The sequence below is a fragment of the Streptomyces sp. NPDC056480 genome, from assembly GCF_042795405.1.
Classification (GTDB): Bacteria; Actinomycetota; Actinomycetes; order Streptomycetales; family Streptomycetaceae; genus Streptomyces.
Genome location: NZ_JBHTSA010000012.1, coordinates 85,847 through 110,293, shown reverse-complemented (window position 1 = coordinate 110,293; position 24,447 = coordinate 85,847). Strand labels below are relative to the sequence as shown.

At 72.5% G+C, this 24,447-nt stretch carries 24 protein-coding genes; 10 read left to right on the top strand and 14 right to left on the bottom strand.

The features are described 5' to 3' along the window. Window positions 1-287: 287 nt before the first annotated feature. Window positions 288-869, bottom strand: a complete 582-nt coding sequence (locus tag ACFQ79_RS08840) for a DUF2017 domain-containing protein (protein ID WP_383580428.1) — start codon at window positions 867-869, stop codon at window positions 288-290. Beyond that, the gene (clpS, locus tag ACFQ79_RS08835; RefSeq protein WP_015033876.1) at window positions 869-1,174 is read right to left on the bottom strand and encodes an ATP-dependent Clp protease adapter ClpS; all 306 of its coding nucleotides are present in this window, start codon (window positions 1,172-1,174) and stop codon (window positions 869-871) included. Before clpS ends, ACFQ79_RS08840 begins: the two co-directional genes overlap by 1 nt. 111 nt (window positions 1,175-1,285) lie before the next feature. Between clpS and ACFQ79_RS08830 the strand changes: the two genes are divergently transcribed. Together ACFQ79_RS08830 and ACFQ79_RS08825 are read left to right on the top strand one after the other, a co-directional pair. Beyond that, window positions 1,286-2,614 carry a nicotinate phosphoribosyltransferase gene (locus tag ACFQ79_RS08830; protein ID WP_383580424.1) on the top strand — a complete coding sequence of 443 codons (1,329 nt, stop codon included), beginning with the start codon at window positions 1,286-1,288 and terminating at the stop codon, window positions 2,612-2,614. A 106-nt stretch (window positions 2,615-2,720) separates the two neighbouring features. Next, complete coding sequence (locus ACFQ79_RS08825; RefSeq protein ID WP_383580421.1) at window positions 2,721-3,320, top strand: nicotinamidase; 600 nt, start codon at window positions 2,721-2,723, stop codon at window positions 3,318-3,320. 72 nt (window positions 3,321-3,392) lie between these two features. On the opposite strand, the gene ACFQ79_RS08820 is transcribed toward ACFQ79_RS08825, so the two are convergent. Next, window positions 3,393-3,704, bottom strand: coding sequence for a hypothetical protein (locus tag ACFQ79_RS08820; RefSeq protein WP_229313964.1), 312 nt, complete (start codon window positions 3,702-3,704; stop codon window positions 3,393-3,395). A gap of 133 nt (window positions 3,705-3,837) precedes the next feature. Beyond that, entirely contained in the window at window positions 3,838-6,276 is a 2,439-nt protein-coding gene (locus ACFQ79_RS08815) for an immune inhibitor A domain-containing protein (protein WP_383580418.1), read from the bottom strand. A gap of 333 nt (window positions 6,277-6,609) precedes the next feature. Here ACFQ79_RS08815 and ACFQ79_RS08810 point away from each other — a divergent pair, with 333 nt between their 5' ends. After that, a complete protein-coding gene (locus ACFQ79_RS08810; protein WP_383580415.1) occupies window positions 6,610-6,888 on the top strand; it encodes a hypothetical protein in 279 nt (92 codons plus the stop codon). A gap of 56 nt (window positions 6,889-6,944) precedes the next feature. On the opposite strand, the gene ACFQ79_RS08805 is transcribed toward ACFQ79_RS08810, so the two are convergent. Next, complete coding sequence (locus ACFQ79_RS08805; protein WP_383580412.1) at window positions 6,945-7,730, bottom strand: RDD family protein; 786 nt, start codon at window positions 7,728-7,730, stop codon at window positions 6,945-6,947. Between the two features lie 110 nt (window positions 7,731-7,840). Next, window positions 7,841-9,463: an RDD family protein gene (locus tag ACFQ79_RS08800; RefSeq protein WP_383580410.1), complete on the bottom strand. Its 1,623-nt coding sequence runs from the start codon at window positions 9,461-9,463 to the stop codon at window positions 7,841-7,843. A 336-nt stretch (window positions 9,464-9,799) separates the two neighbouring features. Here ACFQ79_RS08800 and ACFQ79_RS08795 point away from each other — a divergent pair, with 336 nt between their 5' ends. Beyond that, window positions 9,800-10,291: an SsgA family sporulation/cell division regulator gene (locus ACFQ79_RS08795; RefSeq protein WP_383580408.1), complete on the top strand. Its 492-nt coding sequence runs from the start codon at window positions 9,800-9,802 to the stop codon at window positions 10,289-10,291. A gap of 35 nt (window positions 10,292-10,326) precedes the next feature. On the opposite strand, the gene ACFQ79_RS08790 is transcribed toward ACFQ79_RS08795, so the two are convergent. After that, window positions 10,327-11,694 (bottom strand): FAD-binding oxidoreductase, encoded by a 1,368-nt coding sequence (locus ACFQ79_RS08790; protein ID WP_383580405.1) that lies wholly within the window; start codon window positions 11,692-11,694, stop codon window positions 10,327-10,329. A gap of 98 nt (window positions 11,695-11,792) precedes the next feature. On the opposite strand from ACFQ79_RS08790, the gene ACFQ79_RS08785 reads away from it, so the two are divergent. Continuing rightward, window positions 11,793-13,262: a tetratricopeptide repeat protein gene (locus tag ACFQ79_RS08785; RefSeq protein ID WP_383580403.1), complete on the top strand. Its 1,470-nt coding sequence runs from the start codon at window positions 11,793-11,795 to the stop codon at window positions 13,260-13,262. Between the two features lie 128 nt (window positions 13,263-13,390). Here the strand turns inward: ACFQ79_RS08785 and hppD are convergent, their stop codons facing one another. Beyond that, window positions 13,391-14,536: a 4-hydroxyphenylpyruvate dioxygenase gene (gene hppD / locus ACFQ79_RS08780; RefSeq protein WP_383580401.1), complete on the bottom strand. Its 1,146-nt coding sequence runs from the start codon at window positions 14,534-14,536 to the stop codon at window positions 13,391-13,393. Window positions 14,537-14,657: 121 nt separating this feature from the next. On the opposite strand from hppD, the gene ACFQ79_RS08775 reads away from it, so the two are divergent. The 4 genes from ACFQ79_RS08775 (at window position 14,658) to ACFQ79_RS08760 (ending at window position 17,540) form a co-directional block, all read left to right on the top strand. Further along, window positions 14,658-15,125 carry an Lrp/AsnC family transcriptional regulator gene (locus tag ACFQ79_RS08775; protein ID WP_383580399.1) on the top strand — a complete coding sequence of 156 codons (468 nt, stop codon included), beginning with the start codon at window positions 14,658-14,660 and terminating at the stop codon, window positions 15,123-15,125. A gap of 150 nt (window positions 15,126-15,275) precedes the next feature. Further along, entirely contained in the window at window positions 15,276-15,857 is a 582-nt protein-coding gene (locus ACFQ79_RS08770; RefSeq protein WP_383580397.1) for an ArsR/SmtB family transcription factor, read from the top strand. Window positions 15,858-15,876: 19 nt separating this feature from the next. Further along, complete coding sequence (locus ACFQ79_RS08765; protein ID WP_383580396.1) at window positions 15,877-16,062, top strand: hypothetical protein; 186 nt, start codon at window positions 15,877-15,879, stop codon at window positions 16,060-16,062. Continuing rightward, window positions 16,059-17,540 (top strand): MFS transporter, encoded by a 1,482-nt coding sequence (locus ACFQ79_RS08760; RefSeq protein ID WP_383580394.1) that lies wholly within the window; start codon window positions 16,059-16,061, stop codon window positions 17,538-17,540. The genes ACFQ79_RS08765 and ACFQ79_RS08760 overlap by 4 nt, the downstream gene beginning before the upstream one ends. Here ACFQ79_RS08760 and ACFQ79_RS08755 read toward each other — a convergent pair. Together ACFQ79_RS08755 and ACFQ79_RS08750 are read right to left on the bottom strand one after the other, a co-directional pair. Then, window positions 17,473-18,267 (bottom strand): S16 family serine protease, encoded by a 795-nt coding sequence (locus ACFQ79_RS08755; protein WP_383580392.1) that lies wholly within the window; start codon window positions 18,265-18,267, stop codon window positions 17,473-17,475. The genes ACFQ79_RS08760 and ACFQ79_RS08755 overlap by 68 nt on opposite strands. A gap of 9 nt (window positions 18,268-18,276) precedes the next feature. Continuing rightward, the gene (locus ACFQ79_RS08750; RefSeq protein WP_383580447.1) at window positions 18,277-19,515 is read right to left on the bottom strand and encodes an alpha/beta fold hydrolase; all 1,239 of its coding nucleotides are present in this window, start codon (window positions 19,513-19,515) and stop codon (window positions 18,277-18,279) included. Window positions 19,516-19,606: 91 nt separating this feature from the next. Here ACFQ79_RS08750 and ACFQ79_RS08745 point away from each other — a divergent pair, with 91 nt between their 5' ends. Beyond that, window positions 19,607-20,695 carry a helix-turn-helix domain-containing protein gene (locus ACFQ79_RS08745; RefSeq protein WP_383580390.1) on the top strand — a complete coding sequence of 363 codons (1,089 nt, stop codon included), beginning with the start codon at window positions 19,607-19,609 and terminating at the stop codon, window positions 20,693-20,695. Between the two features lie 42 nt (window positions 20,696-20,737). Here ACFQ79_RS08745 and ACFQ79_RS08740 read toward each other — a convergent pair whose 3' ends face one another. The 4 genes from ACFQ79_RS08740 to ACFQ79_RS08725 form a co-directional block, all read right to left on the bottom strand. Beyond that, a complete protein-coding gene (locus tag ACFQ79_RS08740) occupies window positions 20,738-21,379 on the bottom strand; it encodes an IclR family transcriptional regulator (RefSeq protein ID WP_015033894.1) in 642 nt (213 codons plus the stop codon). Between the two features lie 447 nt (window positions 21,380-21,826). After that, window positions 21,827-23,620 carry a DEAD/DEAH box helicase gene (locus ACFQ79_RS08735; protein ID WP_383580445.1) on the bottom strand — a complete coding sequence of 598 codons (1,794 nt, stop codon included), beginning with the start codon at window positions 23,618-23,620 and terminating at the stop codon, window positions 21,827-21,829. A gap of 106 nt (window positions 23,621-23,726) precedes the next feature. Next, window positions 23,727-24,119, bottom strand: coding sequence for a type II toxin-antitoxin system death-on-curing family toxin (locus ACFQ79_RS08730; RefSeq protein WP_383580387.1), 393 nt, complete (start codon window positions 24,117-24,119; stop codon window positions 23,727-23,729). Further along, a complete protein-coding gene (locus tag ACFQ79_RS08725; protein ID WP_383580384.1) occupies window positions 24,116-24,304 on the bottom strand; it encodes a hypothetical protein in 189 nt (62 codons plus the stop codon). The genes ACFQ79_RS08730 and ACFQ79_RS08725 overlap by 4 nt, the downstream gene beginning before the upstream one ends. Window positions 24,305-24,447 lie beyond the last annotated feature (143 nt).

Genomic DNA, 24,447 nt, shown 5'->3' with positions numbered 1-24,447 from the left:
GCCGCGGATCAGATCCTGATCCCCCCGGATGTGGATGGAGTGCCACCGGCGGTCAGCCGGTCCAAGCGCCCTCGGGAACAGGGGTGGCGTCCCCGAGCGGTCGTGAAGATTTATCACGGGCTGACGCGTGATCGAGGGAGTTGAGTGTGGCGCACGCCACAGAATTCGACGGTCGAAAGGGACTCAAGAGACCAAAGCGGACGCTCTGATAACGCATTCGTTATCCGGATTTGAGCGTCCGCTGAGCGAACACCCCGTCACGGAGGGGTGTCCGAAGGGGGTCGGCGTCAGGACATCAGGGTCTCGACGAGGGACTCCTGGAGCGCCCCCAGCCAGAGGTACGCCATCACCATCGGCTTGCGGGGGTCGGAGTCCGGCAGCCGGTACAGCTGCTCGCCCTCCTCGTCGGTGACCTCCAGGCGGGTGCCGATGGTCAGCCGGAGGTCGTTGAGCGCGCCGAGCCAGGCCCGGGACTCGTCCGGGGTCAGCTTCAGGACGGCGCCGCCCTCGCCCGCCGCGTCGGCGGAGAGCGCGTCGAGGGCGCGGACGACGACGAGGGCGTCCTCGCGCTTGCGGGCCCGCAGGTCGTTCTCGGTGAAGCGGCGGAAGTCGGAGGCGGCGGCCCGCAGCTCCTCGCTGTCGTCCCCGTACGCGTCGGGGAAGAGGCGCTTGAGGGCGGGGTCGGACGGCGGCTTGCTGGGGCCCTCGGCGAAGAGCGCGGCCAGCGGGTCGGCGTCCTTGGCGGGCTCGTCGCCCGGCCCGATCAGCTCCATGAGCTGGACGGCGAGGGAGCGGAGGATGGAGATCTCGACGTCGTCGAGGGCGACGGCCGCGCCGCCGCCGGGCAGGGTCTCGAAGTGCCCGGCCATCAGAAGCGGTCCTGGGAGAGGGTCGCCCAGAGGCCGTAGCCGTGCATCGCCTGCACGTCGCGCTCCATCTCCTCACGGGTGCCGCTGGAGACCACCGCGCGGCCCTTGTTGTGCACGTCGAGCATCAGCTTGTGCGCCTTGTCCTTGGAGTATCCGAAGTACGACTGGAAGACGTACGTCACGTAGCTCATCAGGTTGACCGGATCGTTGTGCACGAGGGTCACCCAGGGCACGTCGGGTTCGACGACCGCGGAGACCTCCTCGGCCGATTCCGTACGTTCGATCTCAATAGGCGCGACGCTCACTCACCCCATGCTGCCACCCCGGAGGGCCCGTCGCACAAACGGGTCACCCGCCCGTCACCCGCTCGCCCCACTATTCGTCACTCTGACGATTTCTGCGCTAGCATCGCTGACATGAACGCTGCGGACCTTGGGCTGCCGGTGGACGTGCCGTCGACCGCGCTCTTCACCGATCAGTACGAGCTGACCATGCTCCAGGCGGCCCTGCGGGGCGGCACCGCCGACCGGCGCTCGGTCTTCGAGGTCTTCACCCGACGACTGCCCGAGGGCCGGCGCTACGGCGTCCTCGCGGGCGTCGGCCGGGTCCTCGACGCCGTCGAGAACTTCCGGTTCGACCCCGCCGTCCTGGGCTTCCTCCGCGAGCGCGGCATCGTCGACGAGCCGACCCTGGAATGGCTCGCCCGCTACCGCTTCACCGGCGACATCTGGGGCTACCCCGAGGGCGAGGTGTACTTCCCCGGCTCGCCCGTCCTGCGCGTCGAGGGCTCCTTCGCCGAGTGCGTGCTCCTGGAGACGGTGATCCTCTCCATCCTCAACCACGACTCCGCCATCGCCGCCGCCGCCTCGCGCATGTCGGCCGCGGCCGGCGGGCGCCGCCTCATCGAGATGGGCGCCCGGCGCACCCACGAGCTCGCGGCCGTCGCCGCCTCCCGCGCCGCCTACGTCGGCGGCTTCGACTCCACCTCGGACCTCGCGGCCGGCTTCCGCTACGGCATCCCGACCGTCGGCACCTCCGCCCACGCCTTCACGCTCCTCCACGACAGCGAGCGGGACGCCTTCCGCGCCCAGGTCGAGAGCCTCGGCCGCGGCACGACCCTGCTCGTCGACACCTACGACGTGGCCGAGGCCGTGCGTACCGCCGTCGAGGTGGCGGGGCCCGAGCTCGGCGCCGTCCGGATCGACTCCGGCGACCTGCTGCTCGTCGCCCACCGGGTCCGGCAGCAGCTCGACGAGCTGGGTGCGCGGGACACGAAGATCGTCGTCACCTCGGACCTCGACGAGTACGCCATCGCCTCCCTCGCGGCGGCCCCGGTCGACGCGTACGGGGTGGGCACCCAGCTGGTCACCGGCAGCGGCCACCCGACCTGCTCCATGGTGTACAAGCTGGTCGCCCGCGCCTCCTCGGCCGACCTCAAGGCGCCCCTCACCCCGGTCGCCAAGAAGTCCGTCGGCGGCAAGGCCTCGGTCGGCGGGCGCAAGTGGGCGGCGCGCCGGCCCGACGCGTACGGCGTGGCCGAGGCGGAGGTCGTGGGCATCGGCCCGGTGCCGCCGGAGCTCGCCGACCACCAGCTCCTGGTCGAGCTGGTCAAGGGCGGCGACGTGGTGGCCCGGGAGCCCCTGGAGGCCGCGCGGTCCCGGCACATCGCGGCCCGCACCGGACTGCCGATGTCGGCGATCCAGCTCTCCCGGGGCGAGCCGGTGCTCCCGACGGAGTACCTCTAGGGGTGCTCCCGGAGCTCCACGGAGACCGGACCCGCCCCCTCCCGGTGGGCGGGCCGATTCTCTAGGCTCGGTCCCACCCCTCCCCGACGCGCTAAGGACACCCGCCATGCACCGCGCATTGATCGTTGTGGACGTTCAGAACGACTTCTGCGAGGGCGGCAGCCTCGCGGTGAGCGGCGGCGCGGACGTCGCCGCCGCCATCACCGACCTGGTCGGCCAGACGGCGGGCAGCGCCTACCGGCATGTGGTCGCGACCCGCGACCACCACGTCGACCCGGGCGCGCACTTCGCGCCGGCCGGCGAGGAGCCGGACTACGTCACCTCCTGGCCGGTGCACTGCGTGGCCGGCACGGAGGGGGTCGGCTTCCACCCGAACTTCGCGCCGGCCGTGGCCAGCGGGGCGATCGACGCCGTCTTCGACAAGGGCGCGTACGACGCGGCGTACAGCGGCTTCGAGGGGCACGACGAGAACGGGCGGACGCTCGCGGAGTGGCTCCGCGAGCGGGATGTCACCGAGGTCGACGTGGTGGGCATCGCCACCGACCACTGCGTGCGGGCGACGGCCCTGGACGCGGCCCGCGAGGGCTTCCGCACCCATGTGCTGCTCGAGCTGACGGCCGGTGTCGCGAAGGAGACGACGGTCCGGGCCCTGGAGGAGCTGCGCACGGCCGGCGTGGAGCTGACCGGCAAGCCCGTGGTGGCCTGACGGTCGCGCGAAGCCCGGACGGCTGTCGCGCGGCGGCCACCAGGGCGTCTCCCGCGGCGGACGGGCGGGGGCTCAGGCCGCGGGTTCCCTGGGGAGGGACCGTACGGGGTGCCAGAGCTCCTGCGCGGCGCCGGGCGCGGATCTCCACAGCAGGCCGTCGGGGTGGTGGAGGACGGCCGTGATCTCGTCGGGGGTGGGAGGTTCGCTGTTGCCCCGGAGGTAGACCGCCCGCAGCCCGAGGTTCCGCAGCCGGGTCAGGGCGCGGGCACGGTTCGCGGCGTGGACCAGGAAGCGGACGCTGGCGCCGTCGCGGGCCGGGCTGGGCAGCCCTATCGCGACGACCACGCTGCCTCCCGGCAACTTGCAGAACCCTCCGTTGGGCATGCGGAACCACTCCCCCGTGGATCGACTGTCAATAAGAACATCGGTCTGATGCGTCAGACGCACCTAAACACGATCGGCCGCCGCCCGCTAGAGGGGCGACGGCCGATCATGGTTTGACCTGCGGTTTTAGCGATTACTTCGTGGACGGGCCCACGCGGACCGTGATCGTCTCGCCGTTCGACGGCTCCTTGACGACCTGGATCTTGGTGTTGGTGTCAGTTACCTGGACACCGGCGCGCGCCGTCTCCTGGAACCAGTACGTGCCCTTGCGGTCGTCGAAGACCGGGTTGCCCGGCAGCGACGGGACGAAGGACGCGACGTCGGCCTTGTGGAGCAGCATGCCGTCGGTCTTGTAGGTGCCGAAGGTGGAGTCGTACGCCTGGACGCGGTTGCGCATCAGGGTGCCGTCCTTCCACTTCAGCGGGGTCGGGTGGGAGTCGACCGGAAGGATCAGACCCTGGCCCGGGTGGACCGCGGTGTTGTTGTCCTTCTGGGAGAGGTCCCACTTCCAGATGAGCAGGCCGTTCTGGTACGCGTAGTGCTCGACCCAGCTCGCCTTGTCACCGGTGAACCCGAAGTTGTACGGGCCGACCTTGAGGGTGGCGTCGTACGAGACGTACTGGCGGTTCTCCGCGATGTAGTACTGCTCGTACTCCTTCGTGAAGCCCTTGCCGACCCGCGAGAAGCCCTTGGCCGTCCAGCCGTTGTCACCGTTCTCGGCGCCGTCCGAGAAGACGGTGGCACCGTCGGCGGTCAGCGTGATGGCGTCGGCCGTGAAGCCCTTGCCGCCGGCGCCGCCGTCCGTCTGGTAGCGGAAGCGGAGGTCGAACTTCTTGCCCGCGTAGGCGTCGAGGCCGTAGACGAGCTCCTTGTGCGTGCCCGAGACGTCGGTCAGCGCCGGGGCGCCGCTGGCGTCACGCGGGAGCGGCTTGCCGTCGGCGGTGCCGTCCAGGGCCGTCCAGTTGGCGCCGCCGTCGGTCGACACCTCGGTGTAGAGGTAGTCGTAGTCGAGCTCGATGTCGTACCAGCCCTTGAGCTTCAGGGAGGCGGACGTCTTGCCCGTCAGGTCGACGGAGCGGGTCAGGGTGTTCTTGAGGTCGTCACCCATGTTGCTCCACCACTGCGAGCCACCCTCGGCGGGCGCGACGACATCGGTGGTGACGGCCTTCTTCGGCAGCTCGACGACGAGCGCCTGGGGGTTCTTGGTGTTGTACTCCGCCACGCCCAGCTTGTGGGTGGAGTTCCACTTGCGGGCCTCGTTGGCGACCTTGGTGTAGTTCAGCCAGCCGAGCTGCAGCTTGTCCCAGGCGTTCATGTCGCCGGGCAGGTCGCCGATGGCGTCCTTGCCGCGGCCGAGCCAGGAGCCGGAGGACATGAGCGACCAGAAGCCGGTCGAGTTCTCGGCGCCGGGGCGGCCGGAGGTGTCGTACAGGTCCGGGAGACCGAGGTCGTGGCCGTACTCGTGCGCGAAGACGCCGAGGCCGCCGTTCTCCGGCTGCATCGTGTAGTCGCCGACCCAGATGCCGGAGTCACCGATCTGCGTGCCGCCGGCCTTGTTGTTCGCCGGGCCGGTCTTGCCCGCGTTGGTGCCGTAGGCGTACCAGCGGTGGGCCCACAGGGCGTCGCCGCCCTGGGCGCCGCCGCCCGCCGACTCGTCCTCGCCCGCGTGGACGATCTGGAAGTGGTCGATGTACCCGTCGGGCTCGTTGAAGTTGCCGTCGCCGTCGAAGTCGTACCGGTCCCACAGGTCGTACTGGGCCATGTCGGCCTTGATCTGGGCGTCGGTGCGGCCCTTGGCCTTCTGGTCGGCGACGAAGGCGGTGACGCCGTCGCGGACCGCGTCCCAGACGTTGGAGCAGTTGCTGTTGCCGCAGTAGTTCGAGCCGTAACGGGCCTCGTTGTACTCGACCTTGACCCAGTCGGAGACGTTGCCGTCGACCGAGTAACGGCCGGACGAGGTCTTCTCGTAGTAGGTCTTCAGCGACTGCTTGGCCTGCCCCTTGGCGTCCTTGCCGGTGCCGAAGTACAGGTCCTGGAAGTGCTGCTGGTTGTAGTCGGCCTTCCAGTCCGTGGAGTTGTCGTGCGCACGGTCCGGCTTGGCTATCTGGTTGTGCAGGGGACCGGGCGTGCCGCCGAACTTCGGCTTCGGCTCGGTCGTGTCGTCGTCCGCACGGTCGACGAGGGTGGTGTTGTCCACCTTGTCGCCGAACTCGACGAGGATCGTGAAGATCTTGTCGGTCTTCTCACGGCCGAGCTCGACGTACTTCTTGTCGTCGAGCTTGACGACCTGGGAGCCGTTTCGCCGCTCCACCTTCGACTCGCCGCTCAGCACCTGCTCCAGGGCAGCCTTGCGCTGCTGCTCCTGCTGCTCGCTGAAGGGACCCTCGAGGTCGTGGTCGACCGCCGTCTTGTCGATCCCGGCGCCGGGCGCCGGGTCGTGACGGACATCGGCCGGGTTCACGCCTGCGTGATTGTCGGCCCATGCGGTGGTGAAGGTCGAGGCGGTGGCGGCGGTGGCCGCGAGCGCCACAACAACTGCGGACGTTCTGATCGCCCGTCGTCTGTTGGTCACTTGATATGTCCTCCCCGGCGCCCGCGCTTCGGACCGAAGGTGGGGTGTCCGTCCGGCGGGTCGCGCGTCACAAGTGACGACATTCGACCGGGGGGAGACGAGAAAAGACAGATCTTGACTTGCACATACCAACTGCACTATGCGGGAGGTGAATTCCGATTATCGGACGATCAACGGGCACCTTACGGGGAAGAATCACATGACCCGTGACTCCGTGCGCCCCCCGTGCACCCCGTGCCCCCGCATCGTGGGTGAGGTCACGCTTACTTCGGCTCCGCCCGGGCATCCACGGTCTTAGAGTCGAACCGTTGTCCTGAGAGGGCGGTACGTGTCATGCAGCGTCCGAACGCCGCGCAACTCACCTACGGTTCGGCCACCGTCGTTCTCGCGACCGTCGCCCTGCTGCTGCTCTCCGGCACGACGACCACGCTCGGCATCACGGTGATCAGCCTCGCCGGCCTGCTGCTCGGACTGCTCGTGGCCGTGACGATGCCCCCGCGGACGACGGGCGTCAAGACCACCGCACCGACTCCGGAACCCGCCGCGCACGAAGAGGTCCGGGTACCGACCGCGCGTGTGGGCGCGGGAGTCGACACCCGGACCGGTTCGTGACACCTCGTCCGTAATGCTCCGCCTCCGCCGGGCCCGCGCGGACGACGTCGGTCCGGCTACTGCGGGACGGAGACCACCACCGTCTTCGCCGCCTTGTCGTGCAGACCCTGCTTGTAGGGCTTGTCGACCAGGATCAGGATCAGCAGGAGCAGCGGCCACAGGCAGGCGCAGCAGACCAGGGCGGGCAGCCACAGGACGATCGCGCGCAGCAGCGACTGGCTCATCGGCGGCGTCGAACCGTCGTTGAGCATCGCGACCCGCAGCTTCATCCACTTCTTGCCCAGCGTCTGGCCGTTCTTGGCCACCATCACCGTGTCGTACGCGACGAACGCGACGATCGTGATCAGCTGGAAGACCAGCTGGCTACCGCCGTTGAGACTGTTGACCGTGTCGCCGAAGTCGTTGCCGTCCTCGGTCGCCCGCGAGTAGATCTTGAACGGGATGCCGATGATCGCCAGCGGGATCGCGATGATCAGCCAGTCGATGATCCGGGCGATGATGCGCTTGCCGGACTCGGCGAGCGGCGGCATCCCGGAGAGCGGATCGGTCCCTCCGTACCCCGCGCCGTAGCCGCCGTACGGGGGCGGGGGCGGCGGCGCGCTGTCGTACGGGGAGCCGCCCGAGGGACCGTACGGCGAACCGCCCGTGGGTCCGTACGGACTCCCGGGCGGCGGCCCCCCCGGCGGCGGGCCCTCCGGCGGCGGACCTCCGGGCGGAGGCCCTTCCGGGGGCGGTCCGGCCGGGGGCGGCTGGCCCGCGGAGGGCGGCGGAGGCTCCTGCGGCCTCTTGAGGAACGGGTCCTCCTCGGGCGGCTGGCCGGGCGGCGGCTGGTCGGTGCTCATGGGGGCAGTGCATCCCGGGCCGGGCGCCCCCGCAAGGAATCACCGCCCGTTCGGGGGACCCCCGGCCGCCGGGGGCCGCCCGGTCCGGCCGGGGCCGAGCCGCCCGCGGATCAGCGCGCCACGAAGGTACGGGCGGCCTTGTCGTGCCAGCACTGCCGCCAGGGGCGGTCGAAGAGGCACCACAGGACGTTCAGGACGCCGACGGCCAGAAGCCCCAGGACGCTGTAGACGAGCCAGCGGCGCAGGGCCGCCCCGAACCGCGGCGGCTGGTGCGCCTCGATGTCCCGCACCTCGATCCCGCACAGCTTCTTGCCGAGCGTGCGCCCCCACTTGGCGGTGGGCAGCGCCTCGTACAGGACGCCGATGACGAAGAACGCCGCCAGCGCGATGCCGAACTGCACGGAGGTCGTGCCGTCGACCAGCCACACCTGGACGGTGACGCCGGACTGCTTGGCCGCCTCGATCTTGCCGTCGATGTGGTCGAGGGCGGCCGTCACGAACGGGAAGGCGGCGGCGCCGACGAGCGCGCCCAGGACGAGGGTGTCGATCAGCCGGGCGATCAGCCGCCTGCCGAGCCCGGCGGGGCGCGCGGAGGCCTGCTCGCGGGCCGCCTGGACGAACAGGTCGTCGACGGGCGGCTTCCAGGGGACGACGGGCTGCTGCGGGTCCTGGGACTGGGGCTGCGGCTGGGCCTGCTGCGCCTGCGGCTGGGCCTGCTGCGCCTGCTGGGCCCACGAAGGGGTGGTGGGCGCGGGGGCGGGGGCGGGCGTCTGGTGGACGGGGGCGGGAGTGCGCGCGGGCGTCGGGGCGGCCGCCGCGGCGGGCTCGGGAGCCGGCTGGGGCCGGCGGGCCTGCGGGGCCGGCTGGGGCTGCTGAGGGGCCGCGGCGGGCGTGGGGCCGGGGATCGGCGTGACCGGCATCCCGCCGAGGCGCGCCGCTCCCCCGGTGGCCCGGGGGTCCGTCGCCGGGGCGGCGGAACGGGCCGCGCTCTCGGGCTCGGGCTCACCCGCACCGGCGACCGGCCAGTCCGCCGGGGTGCGCGGGTCGGGGGTCCGGGGCGCGCCCCAGGAGACCCTCTGGTCGAGGTCGCCGCCGAAGCCGGTCTGGCGGGAGGTGTCCGCCTGCCAGGCCGAGGCGGGTTCCGCGGGGGCCGGCTCCTCGTCGAAGAAGACGGGTCCGGTCTCCTCCACGGTGGGTACGGGGGCCGGCGCGGGCGCCCGGTCCTGCGCGGGGAGCTGCGCGGGTGCCTGGGCCTGGGCCGGGACCGATGCCGCGGGGCGCGCGGGCTCGCTCGGGGGAGCGGACTGCGGCCGGTATGGCTGCTCGGGGAGCTGGTGCTGGTGTGGCTGCTCTTGGCGCTGCTGGTGCTGGTGCGGCGGCTCTTGCCGCTGCTGCTGCTGGTGCGGCTGCTCTTGGCGCTGCCGCTGCTCCTGGAGCTGCTGCTGCTCCTGGAGCTGCTGCTGCGCGGGCCGGTGCGGCTCGGCCGGCTCCGGTGCGGTGGGGGCCGGCTGCGCGGCGGCCGGTGCGGGAGCGGGGCCGGAGGCCAGGATCGGGCCAGCCGGGATCGCCGAGGCCGGCGGGCCCGGCGGAACCTCACCGTCCGTGGGCGCGGGCCTGCTCGTACCGGGAACCCAGGCGCCCCCGTTCCAGTACCGGATGTATCCGGGAATGGACGGGTCCGGGTAGTACCCCGCCTGCGGTACCTCTCCGCCGCCTCCAGGAGGAGTAGCCACTGCCCCGACTCCGTTCAGTCACAACGCCCTTGAACCGCGCGGCCGCGTGCCGGGCGTGCCGCGCCCAAGGAGGACAGTAACGAAGAACGTCCCCGAGGGAACAAAGAGCCCGGGAGAAAGGCCGCCTTCGAGGGGGACACGTACCGGAATCGATCACTCCCGGTGATGTTCGGGCCGGGACATGCGCCCTGCTCCCCGCCCCGGGACACTTCCCGGGAAAACTTCCCGAGAAAACTTCCCGAGAAAACTTCCCGAAGTCGCGTAATGAGCCGTGGGTACCCCGCTCTCTCCTGGTGAAGGCCCGCACGGGGCCGGTCCGCGAGAGGGAGAACGACCATGCAGAACACCGACAACACCACCGTCGAGCGCGAGCTGGAGCTCAAGCTGGTGCTCTCGCCCGAGCGCGCCGTCCCCGTCCCCGCCCGGCTCGCCTACCGCACGGACGACCCGTACGCCGTCCACATCACCTTCCACATCGGCACCGACCACCCGGTCAACTGGACGTTCGCGCGCGAACTCCTGGTCGAGGGCGTGTTCCGCGCCTGCGGGCACGGTGACGTGCGGATCTGGCCGACGAAGGTCGACGGCCGCAGCGTCATCCTGATGGCGCTCTCCTCCCCCGACGGCGACGCCCTCCTCGAAGCCCCCTCCACGCAGGTGTCCGCCTGGCTGGAGCGGACCCTGCGCGCGGTGCCGCCGGGCACCGAGTCCGAGCGGCTGGGCATCGACGACGGACTCGCCGAACTCCTGGCGACCACCGTGATCGCCGACGAGCTGTGGCTGCGCGACCCGTGGCCGTCGGACGAGTCGCAGGACGGCGAGCTGTGAGCCCCGTACCCCCGCGACCCCACGGGTCCCCCGTGTCAGAAGAGCTTTCCGGGGTTGAGCAGCCCCAACGGGTCGAAGGCGGCCTTGATCCCGCGCTGGAGCTCGAGCCCGACCGGCCCCAGCTCCCGGGCCAGCCACTCCTTCTTGAGGACTCCCACGCCGTGCTCGCCGGTGATCGTGCCGCCGAGCGCGAGCCCGAGCGCCATGATCTCGTCGAAGGACTCCCGCGCGCGCCGCGACTCGTCCTCGTCGGTGTGGTCGAAGCAGACGACGGGATGGGTGTTGCCGTCGCCGGCGTGCGCGCAGACACCGATGGTCAGGTCGTACTTCTCCGCGACCGCCGCCGTGCCGGCGAGCATCTCGGCCAGCCGCGTCCGCGGCACGCACACGTCGTCGATCATCGTCGCCGACTTGATCGTCTCCAGGGCCGTGAGGGAGAGCCGGCGTGCCTGGAGGAGGAGTTCGGACTCGGCGGCGTCGGCTGCCGGGACGACCTCGGTGGCGCCCGCCGCCCCGCACAGCTCCCCCACGGCGGCCAGATCGGCGGCCGGGTCGGGGGTGTCGAAGGCGCACAGGAGCAGCGCCTCGGTGGTGTCGGGCAGCCCCATGCGCGCCATCCTGTTGACGGCCTGGACGGTGGTGCGGTCCATGAGTTCGAGCAACGACGGGGTGTGGCCGCGCTCCATGATCGTGCAGACGGCCGCACAGGCGGCGGCCGCGGAGGGGAACTCGGCGGCCAGCGCGAGCTGCGCCGGGGGCTGCGGCCTGAGCGAGAGCACGGCCCGGACGACGATGCCGAGGCTGCCCTCCGAGCCGACGAAGAGCCTGGTCAGGTCATAGCCGGCGACGCCCTTGGCGGTGCGGCGGCCGGTGGTCAGGAGCCGGCCGTCGGCGAGGACGACGTCCAGGCCGAGGACGTACTCGGCCGTCACCCCGTACTTCACACAGCACAGACCGCCGGAGGCCGTGCCGATGTTCCCGCCGATGGTGCACGTCTCCCAGCTGGACGGGTCCGGCGGGTAGTACAGGCCGTGTTCGGCGACGGCCCGTGACAGCACCGCGTTGACGACACCCGGTTCGACGACGGCGATCCGGTCGACCGGGTTGATCTCCAGGATGCGGTCCATCTTGACCAGGGAGAGCACGATGCAGCCCTCGGAGGCGTTGGCGCCGCCGGAGAGGCCCGTGCGGGCTCCCTGCGGGACGACGGGGACGCGGAGTTCGGTCGCGGTGCGCATGACGTGCTGCACCTGCTCGACGGTGCGCGGCAGCACCACGACCGCCGGGGTGCCGGCCTCGCAGAAGCTCGCCATGTCGTTCGCGTACGAGGCGGTCACGTCCGGATCGGTGAGCAGCGCCTCGGCGGGCAGCCCGGCGCGCAGCCGCGTCAGAAGATCGTCCATGACTCCAGCGTGGCACCCGGGGCCATCGGTGTGAACCCGCCGGGGCGGGCGCTTCGTGTGCTCTTCGTACAGGCGCGGGCGGGCGCACAGTGAGCGCCATGAAGACGCAGAACGTGTCGAGGACGGTCCTCGCGGCCGGAGTGGGCGCGGTGCTCGCGGCGACGGCGCTCCTTTACGTCCCCGAGCTCCTCGACCAGGGGCCGCCGCCCCCGCCGGGTCCGGCGGAGCGGGCGACGATCGCGGCCCACGCGGGCGCGCAGGCAGCTCTTCCGGACCTGGCCGCGCTGATCACCGACCGGGAGAAGTGGCTGCGCGCCCACCCGGACGACGACGCGTCCTGGGCGGAGCTGGGCGCGGCCTATACGGAGCGGGGCACGCGCCTCGGGGACGTACGCGACTATCCGCGCGCCGAGCAGGCGCTGCGGCGCTCGCTGGCCGAACGGCCCGCCGCACGCGGCAACACGGCCGCCCCGCTGGGTCTGGGGGCGCTCGCGGGGGCGCGCGGCGACTGGAAGTCGGCCAAGGAGTGGGGCGAGAAGGTCCGGAAGGCGGATCCGCGCCGCTGGCCCGCCTACCCGGTCCTGATGGACGCGTACAACGGCCTCGGGGACTACAAGGCGGCCCAGAAGGCGATGGAGACCCTGGAGGGGCTCCACACGGGCGCGATGGTGCGGACGCGGGCCGCGCTGACCTACCGCGACCGGGGCTGGCGCGAGGACGCCGACGCGGCGGCCCTCGCCGCCGTGGCGCTCGCGGAGACGGCCCCCGACAAGGCGGCCGCGCTGGCGCGGCTCGGGGACCTGGCGTGGGAACGCGGCGAACCGGACGAGGCGCTCGCACGGTTCGAGGCGGCGCTGGCGCGGGTCCGGGACCACGGGCCCTCGCTCGCGGGCCGGGCGCGGGCGCTGGCGGCGCTGGGCCGCACCGACGAGGCGCTCCGGGACTGGCGGGCGGCCCTGACCCGGCTGCCGCTGCCGGAGTACGTCCTGGAGGCCGGCGAGCTGTCCGAGTCGCTGGGCCTGAACGGGGACGCGCGGGCGCTCTACGAGCGGCTGCGGACCGGGACGTGGGCGGACGGCGAGGTGGCCCTGGCGCTGCTCGACGCGGACCACGGCAACGCGGCGGCTGCGGTCACCCGGATGCGGGCGGAATGGGCGCGGGGGCACCGCTCGGTGCGGGTGGCGGACGCGCTGGGGTGGGCGCTGTACCGGGCGGGTCGGCCCAAGGAGGCGCTGGAGTACGCGACCCGGGCCACCGAGGAGGGCCTGCGGAGCGCCCTCTTCTCGTACCACCGGGGTGAGATCGAACGGGCCCTTGAGGAACACGGGCCGGCCCGGCGGCACGTGACGGAGGCGCTGCGGATCAACCCGCACTTCTCGCCGCTGCTCGCGCCGAGGGCGGAGGAGACGCTGGCGGCGCTCGGCGAGCCGTCGACGGAACTCCCGAAGGAACTCCGCCCGGAACAGGAGCCGGAGCCGGTGCCGGCGAAGACGCGGCAGACGGGCCCTCGTACGGCGCCGAAGCCGACGGCGGCGGCGCCGGCGGCAGCGGCAGCGGCACGGGAGTAGCGCGCGCTTCTGGACGGCGCCCCGGCCCACCCCCCGCGTGGGCCGGAGCCCGCCGGATCGGATGGGCCGCAGAGTGCGCGGTGAGGGCCCGGGGCGTGGCCCCGGGCCCTCGGCCGTGCGGATGGCGGCTAGAGGTTGCCGCGCTTCTCCTGCTCGCGCTCGATCGCCTCGAACAGCGCCTTGAAGTTCCCCTTGCCGAAGCCCATCGACCCGTGCCGCTCGATCATCTCGAAGAAGACCGTCGGGCGGTCCTGGACCGGCTTGGTGAAGATCTGCAGCAGGTAGCCGTCCTCGTCGCGGTCGACGAGGATCTTCAGCTCGCGCAGGGTCTCGACGGGCACGCGCGTCTCGCCGGCCCACTCGCCGAGGGTGTCGTAATACGAGTCGGGGGTGTCGAGGAAGGAGACACCGGCGGCCCGCATCGCGCGCACGGTGGCCACGATGTCGTTGGTGGCGAGGGCGATGTGCTGGACGCCGGCGCCGCCGTAGAACTCGAGGTACTCGTCGATCTGCGACTTCTTCTTCGCGATCGCGGGCTCGTTGATCGGGAACTTCACCTTGAGGGTGCCGTCCGCGACGACCTTCGACATGAGGGCGGAGTACTCGGTGGCGATGTCGTCGCCCACGAACTCCTTCATGTTCGTGAAGCCCATGACCTTGTTGTAGAAGCCGACCCAGTCGTTCATCCTGCCGAGCTCGACGTTGCCGACGCAGTGGTCGATGGCCTGGAAGGTGCGCTTGGCCGGCGGCTCGACGATCGGCTTGGCGGCGACGAAGCCGGGGAGGTACGGGCCGTCGTAGCCGGAGCGCTCGACGAGGGTGTGGCGGGTCTTGCCGTACGTGGCGATGGCGGCGAGGACGACGGTGCCGTGCTCGTCCTTCACCTCGTGCGGCTCGGTGAGGCCGGTGGCGCCGTGCTCGACGGCGTAGGCGTACGCGGCGCGGGCGTCCGGCACCTCGATGGCCAGGTCGACGACGCCGTCGCCGTGCTCGGCGACGTGGTCGGCGAGGAAGCGGCCCCGGTCGGTGGCGACCTTGATGACGGAGGTGAACACGAAGCGGGCGGCGCCGTTGGTGAGGACGTAGCTGGCCGTCTCGCGAGTGCCGTTCTCCGGTCCGGAGTAGGCGACGAGCTTCATGCCGAAGGCCGTGGAGTAGTAGTGCGCGGCCTGCTTGGCGTTGCCGACGGCGAAGACGACCGCGTCCATTCCCTTCACGGGGAAGGGATCGGCCTGCCGCGCGGTGGAGGGGGTGTGATCGATGGTCTCAGTCATGGCAGCAATGTCCCGCCGTTCTGCAAGGTGCGCAAGAGTTCGCTGATCCACTGGTCATGTTGCACAGCGACGGGCGAGTATGGCCGAGCGACTTGTACATCCTGACCATGGGGAGACCGCTGTGGCGATCGATCATCTGGACGGCCGGCTCATCACGCTCCTCGCACGCGAGCCGCGCATCGGGGTCCTGGAGGCCTCGCGGCGGCTCGGGGTGGCACGGGGGACGGTGCAGGCGCGGCTCGACCGGCTCCAGGCGAGCGGGGTGATCAGGGGTTTCGGGCCGCAGGTGGACCCGGCTGCGCTCGGCTATCCGGTGACGGCGTTCGCGACCCTGGAGATCAAGCAGGGGCTGGGAGCGGACGTACGGGGGCATCTGGCGACGGTGCCGGAGGTCCTCGAGCTGCACACGACGACGGGTCACGGGGACATGCTCTGCCGACTCGTCGCCCGCTCGAACGCGGACCTTCAGCGGGTGATCGACAAGGTGGTGGCGTTCGAGGGGATCGTGCGGGCGTCGACGGCGATCGTGATGGAGAACCCGGTGCCGCTGCGGATCATCCCGCTGGTGGAGCAGGCGGCACAGGAGTAGGCGGCACGGGGGCGGGCGGCACGGGGCAGGTGGTGGCACAGGAGTGGGTGGCGGCACAGGAGCAGGGCGACCGATACGGAGAGATGGATGCAAAGGACTAGTTGCAAAGAATCCCTTGCAACTAGTCCTTTGCAACTCTACGCTCGGTCCATGCCCGAGCCCGAAGGTTTCCCGACCCGCCCCCTGGACCCGCGCACCCTGCGCGGGCTCGCCCACCCCCTCCGCATCCAGCTGCTGCGCGCCCTGCGCACCCATGGACCCGCCACCGCCTCCCAACTCGCGGAGCGCCTGGGCGAGTCCAGCGGAGCGACCAGCTACCACCTGCGCCAGCTCGCGGCCCACGGTTTCGTCGAGGACGACCCGACGCGCGGCAAGGGACGGGAGCGGTGGTGGAAGGCCGGCCAGCAGGGCGTGACCGTCGACGAGACGCTCTCCCGGAACCCCGACCCGGAGGTCCGCGGCGCCCTCGACCTCTACGTCCACGAGATCGCGACCATCCACACCCAGGAGCTGAGCACCTACCTCGGCACCCGGCACGACTGGGGCGACGCCTGGCTCGGCGTGTCCGACATGAGCGACTTCACCCTGCGCCTGCCCCCCGAGAAGCTCCGGGAGCTCGACCGGAGGATGCACGCGCTCATCGAGACGTACCGGGGCATCGAGGAGGCCGACGCGCCGGACGCCGAGCGCGTACGGATCCATCTGCACGCGTTCCCGCAGCACGAGAACTGACGGAAGGAACCACGGAGTCATGCACGCCGACATTCACCTCCAGCTCCATCAGCTGCACGCCGCCGAACTCCACCGCGAGGCCGCGGCCACCGCCCCACGCACCCACGGACCCGCCCTCCGGATCCAACTCGGCTGGCGACTGGTCGAGTTGGGGCTACGCCTGGCCACACCCGCACACGGCCGCCCGGTCACCCTTGCCGCATGACCACTCCGGGGGGAAACGACGCGGACGCGGCGAAGCCGAACACGCCGACAAGCACGGGCACGGGCACCACGAGGGCGGGGACGGGGACGAGCCCGAACGCGACGACGCGGGACCGGGTCCCCCTCGCCACCGTCCTCACCGCCAACGCCATTTCCATCACAGGGAATTCACTCACGCTCATCGCCGTCCCGTGGTTCGCCCTCGACACCACGGGGAGCCCCGGCAAGGCCGGCGTCGTCGCCTTCTGCGCGGCCCTGCCCGTGCTCGTCTCCGCGATCGCCGGCGGCCCGGTCATCGACCGGATCGGCCGCCGCCGGGTCGGCATCGCCTCCGACCTGGTCTGCGGGCTCGCGCTGGCCGCGATCCCGCTGCTGCACCGCGCCGGCGTCCTGGAGTTCTGGATGCTGTGCGCCCTGATGGCCGTCACCGGCCTCTTCCACGCACCCGGGGAGATGGCCCGGCACGTCCTGGTCCCCGACCTCGCCCGGCGCGCCGGGACCTCGCTCCCCCGGGCCGCCAGCCTGTACGACGCCGTGGCGCGCGGGGCCCGGATGACGGGCGCCGCGATCGCCGGACTCCTCGTGGCGTTCATGGGCGCCGACACGGTCCTGGTCCTCGACGCGGCGACCTTCGGCCTCTCCGCGCTGCTCCTCGCCGCGGGCCTGCGCGGGGTGCCCTCGGCGGAGCCGGTACGGGACGGCCCACGGCTCTCCCCGGCCCGCTACCGGTCCGATCTGCGCGAGGGGTACGCCTTCCTGTTCCGCGCGCGGCTGCTGCTCGGCATCACGGTCATGGTGATGGTCACCAACGGCCTGAACCAGAGCTGGAGTTCGGTGCTCCTTCCGGTCCACGCGCGCCAGGAGCTGGGCGGTCCCGCCACCCAGGGCCTGCTCGTGTCGGTCTTCGGCGGCTGCGCCCTGGCCGGTGCCCTGCTCTACGGGGCGGTCGGGCAGCGCTTCCCGCGCCGGGCCGTCTTCGCGGCGGGCTTCCTGCTCGGCGGCGCCCCGCCGTACGTGGTGGCCGCGCTCACCGACACCACCGCGCCCCTGCTCGTGACGCTCGCGGCGGCCGGGTTCGGCGTCGGCGTCCTCAACCCGATCCTGACCACGGTGATGTACGAGCAGGTCCCCGACGCCCTGCGCAGCCGCGTCATGGGCGCGAGCACCGCGGGGGTGCTCCTGACGACCCCGCTGGGCGGCCTGACGGCAGGATTCCTCGTCGAGCGCGCCGGCCTGACGGCGACACTGCTGGGGATCGGCGGGCTCTACCTCCTCGCCACGCTCTCCCCGCTGGTCTTCCCGGCCTGGCGGGGCATGAACGCCCCGCCGGAGCGCACGCCCGGGGACGGCGCCCCCGAGGGCGGCACATCTTCCGGCAGCCATTCCGGCGGAGATGCCCGTGGCGAGCCGGTCAGCAGGCCGGAACCTTCGAGTCCTGCCCCTGTTCCAGGGCCTTCAGGGACGCCACCGCGTCGCTGAGCGCGGTGACGGGGATGAGCCGCATCCCCTTCGGCAGCTCGGCCTGGGCGTCCGAGCACTCCGCCTTCGGTACGAGGAAGACGGTGGCTCCGTCGCGCGCGGCGGCCTGGGTCTTCAGCGAGACCCCGCCGACGGCGCCGACCGAGCCGTCCGCTTCGATCGTCCCCGTACCGGCGATGATCCGGCCGCCGGTGAGGTCGCCGCCGGCGCCGTCGCCGTCGAGCTTCTCGACGATGCCGAGGGAGAAGAGCAGACCGGCGCTGGGCCCGCCGATGTCGGCGAGGTTCAGCTTCACCTTCACCTTCTCGGGGTCCTCGTCGAGGTAGTCGAGGGCGGCGAGCGTGGCCGCGTCCTGGGACTCCTTCATCTGACCGAGGTTGTGCTTCTCGACCTCGGCGTCGGACTTCCCCGGGGGGTAGACGGAGTCGCGCGGCAGGACGGCCCGGTCCGCACGGAACCAGGCGTCGGTCACGTCCCCGAGGTCCACGTCCGTGGACGGCCCGGTCGCGACGATCGTCGTCATCCGCAGCTGCCCCTCGGAGGGCCGGACCGGGGCGCCGGTGATCGTGATGACCTCCTGCCCCTTGTCCTTGCCGAGCACGTCGGCGGTCGTACCGGGCTGCGCGATGGCATAGGGCAACGGCGCTAGCCCGACGACGGCGAAGAGCGCGACGACGGGCAGCGCGCAGACCGCGAGCGCCTTGGGACGGGAGAGACTGGAGAGCACGCCCCCAATCTACTGGGGCGGCCGCGCCCACCGGGCCGTGGGCGCGGAGCCGGACCCGCGCCCGGCCCGGGGCACGGTCCCGGCCCCGGACGCCGCCCCGGACCCGGGCACCGGCAGGTGCCGGGCGAAGAAGGACCGTACGAGCGTCCGCACGGCGGGCACCGAGACCCTGGGGTCGACGCTTCCGACCATCGCGGCCCGCCCGGCGGCGGTCGTCAGACCGGCGGCCCGGAGCTGCGGGACCAGGGCCGCGTAGTCGGTGAAGACCCAGTGGTGGCTGTCGGCGAGCTGCCGTCGGACGACGGGTCCGCCGTGGCCGAGGAGCGCCGACCAGGAGCGGTCAAGGCGCGCGTCGCGGAAGCCGTCGGTGCCGGCGAGGAGCAGCGGCCGGTCCGTCCCCTCGCGGGCGACGGGCAGGAGTGCGCCGTCCATCTGATCCAGGTAACCCTCCAGGTTCACGGCGGCGGCGACCCGGGGGTCCTCGTGGAGCGCCTGCGCGACGGCGGTGCCGCCCGCGGAGTGCCCGTAGAGCCCGACCCGGTCGAGGCCGAGCGCGTCCAGGACGAAGCGGAGGTCGGCGACCCTCGTGTCGATCATGGTGCGGAAGGTCCCGGCGTCGAGGTCGGGACGGAGGACGGTGGTCCGGACCCGGTCGCGCCCCGGCCGCTCGTCGGGGAACTCCACCTCTGAGGCGTCGCCGGGGTGGTCGACGGTGACGACGGTCCAGCCGTGCGAGGCCAGGTCGATCGCGAGGGAGCTGCCCATCGCCCGGGAGTCCCCGCCGCCGGGGCTGTACACCAGCACCGGCCGCCGGCCGGGCAGCGGCCGGGCGCCGGTGCGGGCGTGGGTGAGGGTGGCCGCCCAGTCGACCCCGGCCCCCGGCAGGGCGGGGCGGACCCGCGGGGCGAGGAAGGCGAACGCCTCGGCGGCATCGGGGGTGAGCTGCGGCAGGCGCGGGAGGCCCCGGCCGGAGACGGCCGGCCGGAACACGGTGACCATCAGCTCCCGCACCCCGACGGCGGGCTCCCACGGATCGTTGCGGGAGGGGTCGACGAGGTACCGGACAGTGGCTCCGACGGCGTGCGGGCCGGTGGGGGCGGGCAGCCGGAGGACGAGGGGGCGGGCGGGCGCGGCCGCGGCGGCGCCGGTTCCGGTGCCGAGCAGCAGGGCGGCGGCCCCTGCGAGGGCCCCGGCGACGACGGTACGGCGGGCGGGCGTGTGGCCAGCGGGCGTGTGATCGGGTGTCATGGTCATGGGCGTCATCCTGGGAGCGGACGGGACGCCGGAGCGAAGATTGCGGCCCTGCCCGAAAGGCTGGCGTCGAACGGGGGTCGGTGCGGTGCTTCACATCCGTTTCACGGCGGAGGACATGAGCCGGGTGCGGTTCGCGCCCCGCCCCTCCCCCGTGCCCGAGCTGCACGCGGCCCTGCTGATGCTGGGCGCCCCGCACGAGGGGCTGCTCTTCGGCCGCTGGCGGGGCAGGCTGCTGCGGACCCTGCCGGGCGCGGCCGAACCGCTCGGGGAGCTGGTGCCGGGCGGGGCGGCCCCTCGCTTCCTCGACGTCCTCGGCGGCACGCGGGAGGAGGGCTTCGCGCTGATCCGTTCGGCGCGGCCGGAGTTCGTACGGTCCGAGCTGGCGCGGGTGTACGCGGGACAGGGCGCCGTCCCGCCCTGGGTCCGGGCGCTGCACCGCGGGGACGCGGCGGGCTGGGACACGCTCGACCGGGCCCAGCGGGCGGCCCACGAGACGGTCCTCGCGCCGGTGTGGCCGCTGGTCCAGGACCTGCACCGGGCGGAGTTCACCCGCTACGCCCTGACGGCGGCGGAGCAGGGCCTGGCCGCCGCGCTGGCGGCGGTCGCCCCGGGCTCACGGCTGAGGGACGGCGTCTGGGAGTGGCCGTCGGCCCCGTCCGCCCTGTCGGCTCCGTCGGCCCTCGAAGCCCCGGAAGCCCGCGACGACCTGGAGGCTTGGGGAGCCGGGGAAGCCCGGGGAGCCTCCGAAGGCCCGGAAGCCGGGGAAGCCCGCGCGGCCCGTGAGGTCCGCCTCGGCGGCCGGGGCCTGGTGCTGCTGCCGACCTTCCACTGGAGGGGAGGCCCGCTGGTGCAGGACCTGCCGGACCGCCCGGTGGTGCTGGCCTACCCGGCGGGCGGCGGCCTTCCGCCCGCGCCGGAGCCCCGGGGGGCGCGGAGCGAGGACGGCGGCCTGGCGGCGGCCCTGGGCCGCACGAGGGCCGCCGTGCTCCGGGCCCTCGCGGAACCCCGTACGACGACCGACCTCGCCCGGCGCACGGGCATCGGCAACGCGACGGCCTCCGCCCACGCGGCGGCCCTGAGGGCGGCGGGCCTGATCACCACGACGCGAACGGGCAGATCCGTCCACCACGAGCAGACCCCCTTGGGGATGCTCGTCGTCGGCACGACGCCGTAGGGCGGTGCCGGCGCCCGACAACCGGCGCGGCCCGCCCGCGCTCTAGCGCAGCGCGTCGGCGACCTCTCGGGCCGCGTCCACCACCCGCGGGCCGACCCGCTCCGGCACCGCGTCCGCGAGCATCACGACGCCGACGCTGCCCTCGACACCCGTCACGCCGACGAGCGGGGCGGCCGCGCCGCTCGCACCCGCCTCCAGCTCGCCGTGGGTGAGCGTGAAGCCCGGTTCGATCAGCCCGCCCTGCCGGGCGGCGAGGATGGCACGGCCCGCCGCGCCCCGGTCGAGCGGGTGGCGGAAGCCGGCCCGGTAGGCGACGTGGTAGTCGGTCCAGGTCGGTTCGACGACCGCGACCGCGAGCGCCTCCGCACCGTCGACCAGCGTCAGATGGGCCGTCGCCCCGATGTCCTCGGCGAGCGAGCGCAGCGCGGGGAGCGCGGCCTCCCGCACGAGCGGGTGGACCTGGCGGCCGAGCCGGAGCACGCCGAGGCCGACGCGGGCGCGCCCGCCGAGGTCGCGGCGGACGAGGGCGTGCTGCTCGAGGGTGGCGAGCAGACGGTAGACGACGGTCCGGTTGACACCGAGTTTGTTGGACAACTCGGTGACGGTCAGGCCGTGGTCGGTGTCGGCGAGCAGTTTGAGGACTCTGAGTCCCCGGTCGAGCGTCTGGGAGGTCTCCGCGGTCACGACGCCCTCTCCTTCGGAGTGAGTGGCGGCGGGCTCTCACGGGGGTCGCGTCACCGGTCCCGTCGGCGACGCACGTCAGAGGCCGCCGGCAGGAAGGGGTACACCGGCTGCGCTCCGCGGCGGCGCTGCCACGGGGCGATTGCTTTTGAGCCGGGACAGTAGCGACCCGCTCCGCTCAGCGGAAGACCTCGTCCAGAATCCGGGCGCCGACGAGCGAATAGAGACGGTTCGGGACCTTCGTCGGTCGCACACGGGACTTTGGCGGACAAGATCGGCTTTGTCGTGCCCGTAGCGTGGAAGGGCCCGGAGGCCGACCGTGGGGGCCGGTCTCCGACGCCGGTCCCGCCGCGGCTCCTTCACCGGTTCCGCCGCCGCGGGACGAGTGAGGCCCGTACGAACGCCGTCGTACGGGCCTCAGTCACGCTCGGGGGCGGTGGAGGGAACGGGTCACCGCATCCGGGTGGCCCACTCCTGCACCTTCTTGATCCGTTCCCGGATCTGGCCGGCGGTGGCCTCCGCGCTCGGCGGTCCGCCGCAGACCCGGCGGAGCTCCGTGTGGATCACGCCGTGGGGCTTGCCGGTCCGGTGGACGTACGCGCCGACCATGGTGTTGAGCTGCTTGCGCAGCTCGAGGAGCTCCTTGTGGGAAACGACAGGGCGTCGCTCGGCGGGGAGTTCGAGCAGATCCGCCTCGTCGTCCGGCTTCTTGCGGCTGTGCGCGATCTGCCGGGCCTGGCGCTTCTGGAGGAGCAGCTGGACCTGGTCGGGTTCGAGGAGGCCCGGGATGCCGAGGTAGTCCTGCTCCTCGGCGCTGCCGGGGTGGGCCTGCATGCCGAACTCGGCGCTGTTGTAGAGGACGCGGTCGAAGACGGCGTCGGACTCCAGCGCCTCGAAGGGCAGCATGTCCTGCTCGCCGGTGTCCTCGTCCTGCTCGCGCTCCGCCTCCGCCATCTCCTTCTCGGACTCGGCGTACGGGTCCTCCTCGCCCTGCTTCTTCGGCTTGTCGAGGACGTGGTCGCGCTCGACCTCCATCTCGTTGGCGAAACCGAGGAGGCTGGGGATCGTCGGAAGGAACACGGAGGCGGTCTCGCCGCGTCTGCGCGAACGCACGAAACGGCCGACGGCCTGGGCGAAGAAGAGGGGGGTCGAGATCGTCGTGGCGTACACGCCGACGGCGAGGCGGGGCACGTCGACGCCCTCGGACACCATGCGGACGGCGACCATCCAGCGGTCGTTGTTCTCGCTGAACTCGTCGATGCGGTTCGAGGCGCCGGTGTCGTCGGAAAGCACGACGGTGGCCTTGGTGCCGGTGATCTCGCGGATCAGCTTGGCGTACGAGCGGGCCGAGTCCTGGTCGGAGGCGATGACGAGGCCGCCCGCGTCGGGGATGGACTTGCGGACCTCGGTGAGCCGCTGGTCGGCGGCGCGCAGGACGTTCGGCATCCAGTCGCCCTTCGCGTCCAGGGCGGTCCGCCAGGCCTGCGAGACGGCGTCCTTCGTCATCGGCTCGCCGAGACGGGCGGCGATCTCGTCGCCCGCCTTGGTGCGCCAGCGCATGTTGCCGCTGTAGGAGAGGAAGATGACGGGCCGGACGACGCCGTCGCCGAGGGCGTTGCCGTAGCCGTAGGTGTAGTCGGCGGAGGACCGCCGGATGCCGTCGTTCCCCTCCTCGTACGTGACGAAGGGGATGGGGTTGGTGTCGGAACGGAACGGGGTGCCGGTCAGCGCGAGGCGCCGCGTGGCGGGCTCGAAGGCCTCCAGGCAGGCCTCGCCCCAGGACTTGGAGTCTCCGGCGTGGTGGATCTCGTCGAGGATGACGAGGGTCTTGCGCTGCTCGGACCGGTTGCGGTGCAGCATCGGGCGGACGCCGACGCCGGCGTAGGTGATGGCGACCCCGTCGTACTCCTTGCTGAGCGGCCCGGCGCTGTAGTCCGGGTCCAGCTTGATCCCTATCCGCGCGGCGGCGGCGGCCCACTGCTTCTTCAGGTGCTCGGTGGGCGCGACGACGGTGATCTGCTGCACGACGTGGTGGTGCAGCAGCCACGACGCGAGGGTCAGGGCGAAGGTGGTCTTGCCGGCGCCGGGTGTGGCGACCGCGAGGAAGTCACGGGGCTGCTCCTGGATGTATCTCTCCATGGCGCCCTGCTGCCAGGCACGCAGCTTGCCGGCGGTACCCCACGGGGCCCGTCCTGGGAAGGCGGGAGAGAGGTGATGGGAGGAGGTGGTGGTAGTAGTCACGATCTCCGGGTTCGACGCTCGTCCAGATATGACAACCGGGCCACCTTACCGGTGCGGCCACCTCGCCCCGCCCTCGGCGAGGGCGTGGCGAGGCCGCTTGAGAGAGTCCTCACAGCTCCCGGAGCCGCTGCGCAATGCCCGGAATGTCCCCCTCGGTACCGGCGGCGACATCGATGACCAGCGCATATGCCCGGTCCTGGTCGGCCTCTTCGAGATCGACTCCGTTCACGGCGAGGAACGTGGCGGCGGAGAGCCAGGCGGCGCGCTTGTTCCCGTCGACGAAGGGGTGGTTGGCGGCGAGCGCGTGGAGCAGGACGGCGGCCTGCTCCCAGAGGTCGGTGTAGGCGCTCTCGCCGAACATCCGGGCCCTGGGCCGGTGCACGGCGGACTCGAGAAGCCCCGGGGCCCGCAACTCAGGCGGTCCGTCGCCGGTGAAGGCGATCCGGGCGATCTCCTCGACCTCGGCGACGGTCAGGAACCGGGTGGTCGCGGACGTGCTCATGCGCCGAGCCGCCTCAGGAGGGAGTCGTGGCGCAGGGCGAGACGCGAGGCGTGCTCGCGTACGAGCCCGGCCTCGGCGTCCAGGAACCGCTGGAGCACCTGCTCGGCCAGCGCCTCCGGGGCGACACCCCGAGCGTCGGCCAGGTCGGCGAACCGGTCGCCGACGGGAAGGGTCATGTCACGCATGGCGCGAGCGTACGGGGACCGCCGACCCGCCGGCGACGGCATTTCGAACCCCGACCGCACGACGCTCCGTGCACGGGCGCCGGGCCCTGGGCGGGCGCCCGTCTGCGCGGGCACCGCTCCTGCGTGAGTACGGGTCCCCGCAC